Origin of the sequence: Streptomyces sp. ActVer (assembly GCF_027270795.1) — a bacterium.
In the GTDB taxonomy this organism is placed as follows: Bacteria; Actinomycetota; Actinomycetes; order Streptomycetales; family Streptomycetaceae; genus Streptomyces; species Streptomyces umbrinus_A.
Window position 1 is genome coordinate 1 of record NZ_JAPWHT010000347.1, and the last position, 11,168, is coordinate 11,168.

At 68.8% G+C, this 11,168-nt stretch carries 10 protein-coding genes and 2 pseudogenes; 10 read left to right on the plus strand and 2 right to left on the minus strand.

Annotated elements, in window-relative coordinates; genetic code table 11:
- The 5 genes and pseudogenes from O3Q52_RS38560 to O3Q52_RS38580 form a co-directional block, all read left to right on the plus strand.
- Positions 1-246 (plus strand): annotated as a pseudogene (locus tag O3Q52_RS38560) (ATP-binding protein); the annotation flags it as partial.
- Positions 243-650 carry a roadblock/LC7 domain-containing protein gene (locus O3Q52_RS38565; protein ID WP_269653247.1) on the plus strand — a complete coding sequence of 136 codons (408 nt, stop codon included), beginning with the start codon at positions 243-245 and terminating at the stop codon, positions 648-650. The pseudogene O3Q52_RS38560 and the gene O3Q52_RS38565, both read left to right, overlap by 4 nt.
- Positions 647-1,057: a DUF742 domain-containing protein gene (locus tag O3Q52_RS38570; RefSeq protein ID WP_269653248.1), complete on the plus strand. Its 411-nt coding sequence runs from the start codon at positions 647-649 to the stop codon at positions 1,055-1,057. Before O3Q52_RS38565 ends, O3Q52_RS38570 begins: the two co-directional genes overlap by 4 nt.
- Positions 1,038-1,658 (plus strand): ATP/GTP-binding protein, encoded by a 621-nt coding sequence (locus O3Q52_RS38575; RefSeq protein ID WP_269653249.1) that lies wholly within the window; start codon positions 1,038-1,040, stop codon positions 1,656-1,658. Before O3Q52_RS38570 ends, O3Q52_RS38575 begins: the two co-directional genes overlap by 20 nt.
- A 144-nt stretch (positions 1,659-1,802) precedes the next feature.
- Entirely contained in the window at positions 1,803-3,278 is a 1,476-nt protein-coding gene (locus O3Q52_RS38580) for a cytochrome P450 (protein WP_269653250.1), read from the plus strand.
- A gap of 18 nt (positions 3,279-3,296) precedes the next feature.
- Here O3Q52_RS38580 and O3Q52_RS38585 read toward each other — a convergent pair whose 3' ends face one another.
- Positions 3,297-4,241 carry an RluA family pseudouridine synthase gene (locus tag O3Q52_RS38585; protein ID WP_269653251.1) on the minus strand — a complete coding sequence of 315 codons (945 nt, stop codon included), beginning with the start codon at positions 4,239-4,241 and terminating at the stop codon, positions 3,297-3,299.
- Positions 4,242-4,430: 189 nt separating this feature from the next.
- Between O3Q52_RS38585 and O3Q52_RS38590 the strand changes: the two are divergent.
- The 3 genes and pseudogenes from O3Q52_RS38590 to O3Q52_RS38600 form a co-directional block, all read left to right on the plus strand.
- A pseudogene (locus O3Q52_RS38590) lies at positions 4,431-4,517 on the plus strand (GNAT family N-acetyltransferase); the annotation flags it as partial.
- A gap of 471 nt (positions 4,518-4,988) precedes the next feature.
- Positions 4,989-6,038 (plus strand): hypothetical protein, encoded by a 1,050-nt coding sequence (locus tag O3Q52_RS38595; protein ID WP_269653252.1) that lies wholly within the window; start codon positions 4,989-4,991, stop codon positions 6,036-6,038.
- 129 nt (positions 6,039-6,167) lie between these two features.
- Positions 6,168-7,511: a cytochrome P450 gene (locus O3Q52_RS38600; RefSeq protein WP_269653253.1), complete on the plus strand. Its 1,344-nt coding sequence runs from the start codon at positions 6,168-6,170 to the stop codon at positions 7,509-7,511.
- 79 nt (positions 7,512-7,590) lie between these two features.
- Here the strand turns inward: O3Q52_RS38600 and O3Q52_RS38605 are convergent, their stop codons facing one another.
- Complete coding sequence (locus tag O3Q52_RS38605; protein WP_269653254.1) at positions 7,591-9,153, minus strand: amino acid permease; 1,563 nt, start codon at positions 9,151-9,153, stop codon at positions 7,591-7,593.
- Positions 9,154-9,418: 265 nt separating this feature from the next.
- Between O3Q52_RS38605 and O3Q52_RS38610 the strand changes: the two genes are divergently transcribed.
- On the plus strand, positions 9,419-10,069 hold the full coding sequence (locus O3Q52_RS38610; RefSeq protein ID WP_269653255.1) for a PadR family transcriptional regulator: 651 nt from the start codon (positions 9,419-9,421) through the stop codon (positions 10,067-10,069).
- Between the two features lie 199 nt (positions 10,070-10,268).
- Positions 10,269-11,168: ABC transporter ATP-binding protein (locus O3Q52_RS38615; protein WP_269653256.1), on the plus strand; the 900-nt coding region annotated here is incomplete at its 3' end.

An 11,168-nucleotide genomic window follows, 5' to 3' on the forward strand; every position in this document is an offset into this window, starting at 1 on the left:
GCCGCCGCGGAGGCCGCGGCCGAGGCCGCCATGGCCGCCGCGCCCGTGTGGCAGCCCGAGCCCGAACCGGCGAAGGAGCTGCCCCCGCCAGGCATGTGGGTCGAGGCGTTCATGGCCGGCCTCAAGCGCGACCCGGACCCGAACGCCTTCACCCGGAACCCGGACGACCCGACGGCGTCCACCGCTTCCACCGTGAACAACGAGCCGGCCCGCACCGACGCCGACGACGAGGGAGATCTCAAGTGATCCAGCAGCGAGCCAACTTCGACTGGATGCTCAAGGATCTGGCCGACGGCGTACCCGGCATCCAGCAGATCGTCGTGCTCTCCGCCGACGGCCTGCGGATCGCCCGCTACGGCGGCGACCCGGACACCGCCGACCGCGTCGCCGCGGCCTGCGCGGGACTGCAGAGCCTGGCCGGGGCCGTCGCCGGCGAGATCCCGCAGAGCGACGGCCAGATGCGGATGGTCATCATCGAGATCAACGGCGGCTACTTCTACCTGATGGCCGCGGGGTCGAACGCCTATCTCGCGGTGCTCGCCAACGAGAGCGCGGAGCCCGGGCTGATGAGCAACCGCATGCGCGACCTCGTCGACCGGATCGGCTCCCATCTCACCAGTCCGCCGCGGCGGAACGGGCAGACCGTATGACGCCTCCGCAACGCCGGCGGCGCAAACCCAAGCAGGAGCAACCTCCCCCGCCGGCCGTGGAAGGGCCCCAGGAGAGTGCGGGGGACCGCCCGCCCGAGCGGCTCTACATCCTCACCGGCGAGGACTGCGAGCGGGCCCCCATCGACCTCGTCACGTTAATCGTGGCGCGCGCCGATCCGCCGCACTCCGCCGCGCCGGAGCAGTCGGCGCTGCTCCGGATCTGCCAGGCCCCCCTGTCCGTGGCCGAGATCTCGGCCTATCTCAACCTGCCGATCAGCGTGGTGACCGTCCTGCTCACCGAGCTCCTGACGGCCGAACTCGTACAGGCGCGCGCACCGGTCGTCAGGCAGGCGCGGGCCGACCGTTCCCTCCTCGAAGCGGTGATGCATGGACTTCAAAAACTCTGACACCATCACGGGTCCACGGGCCGAGGACCACCTGCCGCGCACCGCGCAGGCCGCCGTGAAGATCGTGATCGTGGGCGGTTTCGGCGTCGGCAAGACGACCATGGTGGGCTCCGTCAGCGAGATCAGGCCGCTGACGACCGAGGAGACCATGACGCAGGCCGGCATCGGAGTCGACGACAACTTCGGCTCCAAGTCCAAGACGGCCACCACCGTGGCCATGGACTTCGGCCGCATCAGCGTCACGGACGAGCTGGTGCTCTACCTGTTCGGCACCCCCGGCCAGGAGCGGTTCTGGTTCCTGTGGAACGGACTGTTCGAGGGCGCGCTCGGCGCGGTCGTCCTGATCGACACCCGTCGGCTGGAGGTCAGCTTCGACGTCATGGGACGCCTGGAGGAGCGCGGTGTGCCCTTCGTCGTCGCGGTCAACGACTTCCCGGACGCACCCCGGTACGCCGTCGAGGAACTGCGCCAGGCGCTCGACCTGGCCGAGGAGATCCCGATCATCCGCTGTGACGTGCGACGCCGGGCCTCCAGCCGGGACGTCCTGATGACCCTCATGCGCTTCCTGCACTCCCTGACGATGACGGGGGCGTCGACATGAGCCCGGTACCGGTTCCACCGGTTGCCTGAACCGCACGCCGTACGAGTCCCCAGGGCCGGGAGCCGTGTCGTCCCGCACGGAGTCCCCTCCCGGTTTTCACCAACTCCCCAGACACCGGATCCACTTCAGCTCGGAGCGATCATCGTGACGCCTGAATCCCACTCCCTGACCGGTACGGACGACCCCTCGCTCGGTCCGCCCCCCGGTTGCCCCGCCCACGGCAAGGGCCCCGGCGGCCTGCGCCGGCTGTACGGCCCCGAGGCGGAGGACCTGGGAGCCGTGTACGAGAAACTCCGCGCCGAACACGGCGCGGTGGCCCCCGCGTTGCTCCACGAGGACGTGCCGATCTGGGTGGTGCTCGGCCACGGCGAGAACATGCACATGGTGCGCACCCCCTCGCAGTACAGCCGTGACACCCGGTTGTGGACCGCCTTGCAGGACGGCACGGTCAAGCCGGATCACCCGCTCATGCCGATCATCGCCTGGCAGCCCATCTGCTGCCACGCCGAGGGCGACGAGCACCTGCGGCTGCGCGGAGCGGTCACCAGCGCCATGTCGACCATCGACCACCGGGGCATCCGCCGTCACATCAACCGCGCGACCCAGCACCTCGTCAACAAGTTCTGCGAGGAGGGCAGGGCCGACCTGGTCGGCCAGTTCGCCGAGCACCTGCCGATGGCGGTGATGTGCGAGATCTTCGGCATGCCCGACGAGTACAACGACCGGATCGTGCACGCCGCTCGCGACATGCTCAAGGGCACCGAGACCGCCATCGCCAGCAACGCGTACATCATGGACGTGCTGATGCGGCTCACCGTCCGCCGCCGGGCCGAACCCAAGGGCGACTTCACCAGCCGGCTGATCAACGACCCGGCGCAGCTCAACGACGAGGAGGTCGCCCAGCACCTGCGCGTCGTCCTGATCGTCGCGTACGAGGCGACCGCCAACCTCCTCGCCAACGTGCTGCGGGTCGTGCTCACCGACCCGGGGTTCCGCGCCCAGCTCAACGGCGGCCAGATGACGGTGCCCCAGGCGGTCGAGCAGTCCCTGTGGGACGAGCCGCCGTTCAGCACCATCCTCCCGTACGTCGCCAAGCAGGAGACCGAGCTGGGTGGCCGGCGCATCCGCAAGGGCGACGGCCTCATCCTCGGTATGGAGCCGGGCAATGTCGACCCGCGCGTCCGTCCCGACCTCAAGGCCAACATGCAGGGCAACCGCTCCCACCTCGCCTTCAGCGGTGGTCCCCACGAGTGCCCCGGCCAGGACATCGGGCGAGCCATCGCCGACGTCGGTGTCGATGCGCTGCTGACCCGCCTCCCGGACGTCCAACTCGACTGCGAGGAGCACGAGCTGCGCTGGCGAGCGTCCATCTCGAACCGGCACCTGGTGGAACTGCCGGTGAGGTTCGCGCCCAAGCCCCAGCAGGACGTCATGGCACGGCCTGCGTACGCCGTGCCGTCACAGAATCCCAGCGACTGGCAGGTCAGCAGGCCCCAGCCGCAGACGGCGGCTCCGGAGCCCGCGGCCCCGACCACTGCCCAGACGCCGGCGCCAACGCCCGAACCGGCCCCCCGACCGGGCGTGTTCCGGCGCCTCCAGCGCTGGTGGCGCGGCATGTGAGCCGACCGGGCACCGGGGCTACCCGGCCCACTCGTCGTACGACGACCAGGCCCGCAGCACGCGCGGGCTGACGAACCGGTGCTCGCACCCCGTGACCGGATCGGTGAACTCCAGTACCCGCGCCAGCAGTTGGAGCGGTCGCCGGAAGTCACCGTCCGCCACGGGGGCGGTCACCACCGGATAGAGGGGATCGCCGAGGATCGGCACCCCCAACGCGCTCATGTGCACGCGCAGTTGGTGCGTCTGCCCGGTGCGGGGCCTCAGCCGATAGCGGGCCAGCCCGTCGTTCCGCTGTTCCAGCAGCTCCACGGCGCTGACGGCATTGGGCTCGCCCTCGACCTCGCGCGCCGCCATGACCGCACGCTCCTTCACGATCCGGCTGCGCACGGTGCGCGGCAGAGCGAGCGCCGGATCGTACGGCGCGACGGCCTCGTACTCCTTGGTGACGAGCCGGTCGCGGAACAGCGACTGGTACGCGCCGCGCTCCGCAGGGCGCACGGTGAACAGCACCAGACCGGCGGTCAGCCGGTCCAGGCGGTGGGCGGCGCCCAGCGTCGGCAGGCCCAGCTCCCGGCGCAGCCGCGCGAGCGCGGTCTCCGCGACATGACTGCCGCGCGGTGTCGTGGCCAGGAAATGCGGCTTGTCGGCGACGACCACGTGCTCGTCGCGGTACACGACGTCCAGCGCGAACGGCACCGGCACCTCGTACGGCAGCTCCCGGTGGAACCACACGAACATGCCCGGCACGTACGCCATGTCGCGCGGCACGGCACGCCCGGCGGCGTCCACGATCAGCCCCGCGTCCAGCATCCCGTCGATCACCCCCGCCTCGGCCGCGAGCCGCTCCACCAGATGATCACGCACGGTCGCCCACGCCGCCCCCTGCGGCAGCTTCACCCGCACTGGATCGACCCCGCCACGCTGTGGCAGGGGAGAGGGAGGGACCGGGCTTCTGCGTCTCATCACGATCAAGCGTACGAGGGAACGCCGACAGCGGGGGGCTGAGCCGGTCGCGACCCTGTTCTCGCGGATCGAGTCGGAGGGCGAGGCGCGCGGTGGACCGACGCGTGGCTGCGCCGAACTCGCCTACCGGGCCGCGCCGCGGCCCGGGGCATCACTCCGCGCGCGACGGCGATCCTGACTCGCCGGGGTCTCGACGAGATCGGCTTCCACCGCCTCGGACTACTCCACGCCGTCCCCGACGAGGCGTCCTACCGGGTGGCCACGAAGACCGGCTTCGTTCCCGCACCGGACACCAAATACGCTCAACTCGCCCTCCACCGACGTCCCGAGCGGCGTCCTGACAGTCGGAGTCAACAGAAGGGGCGTGCGCATCCTGATCGGGCGACCGTCCAGATGTGAGTGCAACATGTTCACGTCCGGATCAAAGACGGCCACTTCCGGTCTGGACGCAACTGCGATGTGATAGATGCTGTACCGCCGTGGGCGGCACGTCCTGCTCGCGCCATCGTGGAAGGGGAGCCCGTGCCGCCACCCGTTCTGGCCCCTCCCGCCGCGGCCGCCGCTGCCTCGGCCCTCTCGGAGCACGCCCGTGAGGCACGCCAACAGCGCAGACGGAGATGTCCTCCCAGGACCTCGTGAAGCATCGATCGGCCACCGACTCCTCGGCTTCTCGCTGCGCGAGCGGGCAGCCTGTCCCACGCCTCACCCGCCTTGGCAAACTCCGGCGCCATAGACATGGAGGACTCAATGCTCGCCATGATCCCGACGTACGCGGAGCCCACACCCCCGGCTGAAAGCCCATACTCTGAGCGGATCGAGGAGTATGTCCGCTCACTCGGAAAGCGTCTCGGACTGGCAGAGACACGGGCCGGTCGGGAGCGACTGGAAGCGGGCTACGGGAAATTTGTTGCCTGGACCTATCCAGAAGCCTCGTTCGAGGATCTCTGCCTCTGCGCGGAATGGCTTTTCGTCACCTTCATCCTGGACGACTTGCACACGTTGAAGGTCTACGACAATCCCGACGCCTGGGATCCGGTCCACCGGCGCCTGATGGGCATCATCAACACCGGGAAGGACCCTGCCCCCGCACGGGAGCAGACTCCTTTCACCGAGGTACTCACGGATCTGTCCATCCGTACCGGAAAAAGGCTCTCACCGGCGCTTCGCGGACGACTGAACCGGCACCTGGATTTATTCTTCCAGGGATTCACGGAAGAATCCCGGAATCGGTTCCGCGGAACTCCCCCCGGGATTGAAAGCTTCACCCAGACCAGGCGATTGTCGGTGGGAATGGAGTTCGGCTTCGATCTGGTCGAACTCAGCCAGGGCACGGAGGTGCCTGAAAGCGTCTACGAGTCGGCCTTGTTCAGGGAGATCATCGACGCTGCGAGCGATGTGGTCGCCTGGCAGAATGACTTGCATTCGGTTCGTCTGGACGACATACGTGGAGACTTTCACAACGTTGTCATCGTCATGCAGCATTCCAGCGGAATCTCGCTGCAGGAAGCCATCCGCTCGGCCGTTGCCAAGGTTCGGGGGCGAATTGCCGACTTCCTGGCCGCCGAGGAGCAGCTCCGGCCCTTCCTGAAGAGCCGTGGTGTGCCGCCCGCCACCCGGGACGAGATCCTGAAGGTCACGGCCGGAATGCGGCAGTGGACGAATGGATGCCTGCATTGGTACGGGAACACCACCCGCTATGCACTCCCCACCGCCTCGGACGAGTCGGATCAACAGCATGCCCACCTTGAGGCGATGCTCCCGAGCCAGGATCTTGCGTACCGGCACAGTTACGGGTGATCGGCAAGGAATACGCCCCGGCTTCCTGGGGCCGGCCTGCACGACGCTCCCGCCCCATGGATGCGACCAAGAGCGGATTGGGGCGCTGGCTCGCCAACATCCTGGATCGACAAGAAGGGCCAACACGCCATGGCAAAGGACCTTGAAGGAATCACCCGGGCTCCGGGGGCACTGCCGATCGTCGGGCATCTGTTTCCCCTGATCCGTGACCCGCTGCGTTTCCTGAAAACCCTTCCCTCCTATGGTGATCTGGTGCAGATACGGCTGGGTCCACAGACGGCCGTCGTGGTCTGCCGGCCCGAGCTCGTCCAGGAAGTACTCCTGCACGACCGCACGTACGACAAGGGCGGACCCCTCATCGAGCGGATCGGGAACGCGCTCGGGGAGGGCCTTGCCGCGTGCCCCCACAGCGCCCATCGACGGCAGCGACGCACCTTGCAGCCGGCCTTCTCCCGCACCTGCCTGCGCGAATACGCCGCCATCATGACCCAGCAGATCGACACGCTGGCCATCGACTGGGGCGACGGTCAGCCCATCGATGTGGCCGAGCAGATGTACACGTTCGCGAGTGACACCATTGCCCGAACCTTATTCACGGCTGAATCCGCGGGACCCGCCGTAGACACCGTCAAGGAATGTCTGCCGGGTATCTTCCGCGGTATCTACCAGCAGGCCGTCTTCCCGCCTTTCCTGAACCGTCTGCCGCTCCCCTCGAACGTGCGCTACGAGCGGGCCCGCAACCGGGCATGGGCCGCGGTCAGCAAGACCATCAGCTCGTACCGGCAGGACGACGAGAGCCACGGCGATGTGCTGTCGATGCTCCTGAAGACGCAGGACGACGCGGGAAACGGGCTCGGCGACACCGAGATCCACGCTCAGATCATGACCCTGCTCGTCGCCGGCATCGAATCCACCGCGGTGGCGCTCACCTGGGCTGTGCATCTCCTGTGCCAATACCCCGATGTGCAGGAGCGATTGCGCACCGAGACAGCCAAGGTCCTCGGCACCCGAACCGCCACCTGGGACGACCTTCCCCAGCTCGACCTGGCACGCCGGGTCATCACGGAGACGCTGCGCATCTACCCTCCCGGATGGATCCTGACTCGAACGGCCGCCACCGAAACCCGGCTGGCGGACGCCCTGATCCCCGCCGAGACCACCCTCATCTACAGCCCGTATCTCATCCACCACGACGCACGGTTCAATCCGCACCCGAGCGATTTCGATCCCGACCGGTGGCTTCCCGAGCAGAAACACGTGCGCGGCGCTTTCATTCCGTTCGGCGGAGGTGCGCGCAAGTGCATCGGTGACAACTACGCGATGACCTTGGCGACGCTCGCCCTGTCCACGATCGTGGCCCAGTGGCGCCTCTCGAGTGTCGACCAGCAACCGCCGCACATCGAACCGCGTATGACCCTGACGCCTCACGGGGTCCAGGTCCGAGCGGAATGCATGCAGACAGTGCCTGATTGACGGCGGATTACCGGCCTCTGTCAGGTTGGCTCGATCGGCCGGCCCGGAGAAGCGGACTCCGGGCCGGACACGACGGCGATCAGCTGGATTCTGCGGGCACTGCCGGCGGTGCCTCCTGCTTCGCAGTGAGCCCTCGATGTGCCCCCAGCCACCGGTACAGGCAGCCCAGTCCCACCGTGACGAGCAAGAACAACACCGTGAACCACTGGAAGTACCAGTGCCCGCCCGCCGGGTCGTACACCTCGGCCCGGGGCCAGGCCAGGTTGACCGTCATGAACAGGCCGTAGAGGAGAGCCAGCGCGTTGACGGGGACACCCCAGCGGCCGAGGGAGAAGAGCGGGCGGCCCGTCTCGTCGGTGCCCTCGACCGTGAAGTCGCCGCGCAACCGTCGCCACAACAGGGGGCCGGTGACCATCGCGTACGCGAGGTACAGCATCACGATGCAGGTGGTGCCGATGGCGAGGAAGGCCTCCGGCGAGGCGAAGTTGAGGAGCAGCAGGGCCGCGGCGAGGACGCCGACCACCAGGGCGGGCGCGCTCGGCATACCGGTGCGCGGGTTGACCTTCGCGAGGCGCCCGGAGAAGGGCATCTGGCCGTCGCGGGCCATGGAGAACAGCATCCGGCAGGCCGACGTCTGGATGGCGAGGGTCGCGACCGCGATGGCGATGACCACGTCCACGAGCAGGGCCCGGCCCACGCCGTCGCCCAGGCTGCTGGTGAGGACGTAGCTCAGGCCCTCGACGCCGAGCCGGCCGTCGGTGAGGCTGGGCGCGGCGAGCAGACCGCCGAGGATGATCAGGCCGCCGAGAAGGCCCGCGGCACCGAGCGCGGTGAGGATCGTGCGGGGCGCGGTGCGCCGGGGATGGTGCGTCTCCTCGCTCATCTCGCCCGCGCTGTCGAAGCCGATCATCACGTACGCCGCCGTGAACGACCCCACGAGGAGCGCCCCGACCAGGCCCGACTCGGCGGCCGTGCCGGTGTGGAAGGTGATGCCCGGGGTGCGCTCGGAGTGGGTGAACAGGAGCACGATGATCAGGGCCGCGCCGATGATCTCGGCGGTCACACCGATGCGGTTGATCAGGGACATCACACGGTTGTCGATGACGTTCACGAACGTCGTCAGGACCAGCAGGAGCACGCCCAAAACCGCCGCGTTGGCCGCGCCGCTCGCCGACGTGGGCGCCGGGTCGTCGCCGATCAGCTGGAAGCCGGACCAGATCGCGGGCATGACCACCTGCAGGGCGAGCGCCGCGGCCGCGACCACCACGATCTGTCCGATCACCATGATCCAGCCGGCGAACCAGCCGAAGGTGAGGTTGGAGAGCCGGGACGACCACTGGTAGATGGCGCCGGAGATCGGATAGCGCGCGGCCAGTTCGGCGAAGCACGCGGCGACCAGCAGCTGGCCGATCAGCACGGCGGGCCAGGCCCAGAAGAAGACGGGACCGCCGAACGCGTACCCGAAGGCGAAGAACTGGAAGACGGTCGTCAGGACGGAGATGAAGGAGAAACCGGCGGCGAACGAGGCGTACCGGCCCAGGCTGCGGTGCAGCTCCTGGCGGTAGCCGAACTCCGCGAGGGAGCGGTCGCCGGACGGCTCCGGCGGATCGGGGCGTACGTCGGAGGGGGCGGTAGTGGTCACGGCGGCGGCACCTGCCTTCGGCGCAGGGGAGCGGGATCCTGGCGGCGACTGAGGAACTCCGCGGCGGAATTCCTGTCGGGTGACAGAAATTAGGGAGAGCCTGTTTCGCCCGCGTGGCGCGGCCATGTCGAGGCCGGGCCTAAGTCCTCACGCCCTTGCGTCGCACCCTGAATCGCGATACATCGTGTGTATTGACGCTCGCCGTCGAGACGCGATATGTTCGGCCACGGATATTCGGGTACGAGGATATGGGTGGGTGATCCCGGTGGCGACCAGACGCCGCAAGCTCGGCAACCCCCTGGCGCTGGCCGTCATGGTGCTGCTCACCGAGCGGCCGATGCATCCGTACGAGATCGCCCAGACCCTGCGCAGCCGTGGCAAGGACGCGAGCCTCAAGATCAACTACGGCTCGCTCTACACGGTCGTGCAGAACCTGGAGAAGCACGGATTCGTCGAGGTCGCCGAGGTGCAGCGGCAGGGCAACCGCCCCGAGCGCACGCTCTACGGCATCACGGACGCCGGGCGCGAGGAGGCCACGGAGTGGCTGTCCGACCTGCTCTCCGTCCCGGCACGTGAGTTCCCGATCTTCGAGGCCGCCCTCTCGCTGATGGCGGTCATCCACCCCGACGAGGTGGCGCGTCTGCTGACCGAGCGGCTCAAGGTGCTGGACGTGCAGGCGGCCGGCGCCCGCGGCGGCCTCACGAAGCTGTACGAGACGCTGCCGCGGATCTTCCTCGTCGAGAGCGAGTACCAACTGCACATGGTCGAGGCCCAGGCCGAGTGGGTCCGCGGATTTCTGCGGGAGCTCCAGTCCGGCGCGCTCGACGGGATCAAGGAGTGGCGGAGCTTCCACGAGACCGGGGAAGTGCCGCCGGAGTTCGAGGAGTTGGAGGCCCGCCACTTCGACAAGGAGTGAATCACTTCGACCAGGAGTGAAGCAGTAGCAAGAAGAACAGACCCCGGCAGAGCTGTTGCACCAGCTCCGCCAGGGTCGCGAACCCCGAGCCGACTCCGCGGTGAGGCAGGCCAGGCGATCGAGGTGCGGCACACCCAGGATAGCCCGGCGCTCTTCACGCGGATCAGCCGTCATCCGCTCACCCAGGAGAGCAGTCGTCATGAGCACCCGTGCGCCCGCAGTGCAGGCGCGTCAGCTGATCAAGACCTACCCCGGTGATGTCACCGCCCTCAGCGGCATGGACCTCACCGTCGAGGCAGGCACCGTCTTCGGACTCCTCGGCCCGAACGGCGCCGGCAAGTCCACCACCGTCAAGATCCTCACCACCCTCGCCCGCCCCGACTCGGGCACCGCCACGGTCGCGGGCCACGACGTCCTGCGCCACCCGGACCGGGTGCGCCGCGCGATCGGCGTGGTCGCCCAGAAGTCCGGCGCCGACCCGGTGGCCACCGGCCGCGAGAACCTCCAACTCCAGGGCAGGCTCTATGGATTGAAGGGCGCGGACCTCCGCCGGCGGGTGGACGAACTGCTGGCCCGCTTCCATCTCGTGGACGCGGCCGGCCGCCAGGTCAAGGGCTACTCCGGAGGCATGCAGCGCCGCCTCGATGTCGCTCTCGGCCTCGTCCACCGGCCCGAGGTCCTCTTCCTCGACGAGCCGACCACCGGCCTCGACCCCGAGGCGCGCACCGCGATGTGGGACGAGATCGCCCGCCTCGCCGGTGACGAGGGCCTGACCATCCTGCTCACCACGCACTACCTCGAAGAGGCCGACCGTCTCGCCGGACACATCGCGATCGTCGACCGCGGCCGAGTCGTCGTCGAGGGCACCCCGGACACCCTCAAGGGTGAACTCCGCGGCGACGCCGTCCATGTGGAACTGCGCCACCCGGTCGGCGAGGCCGGCCGTACGCTCCTGACGGGCGCCCTCACCGCCCTGCCCGGCGTGCACGAGGCACTCCTCGACGGGCGCCGCATCAGCGTCCGCGCCGAGGACGGGGCCGCGGCCGTGCCCGCCCTGCTCGCCGCCCTGGAACGCGCGGGGGTCGCCGTCAGCGCCGCC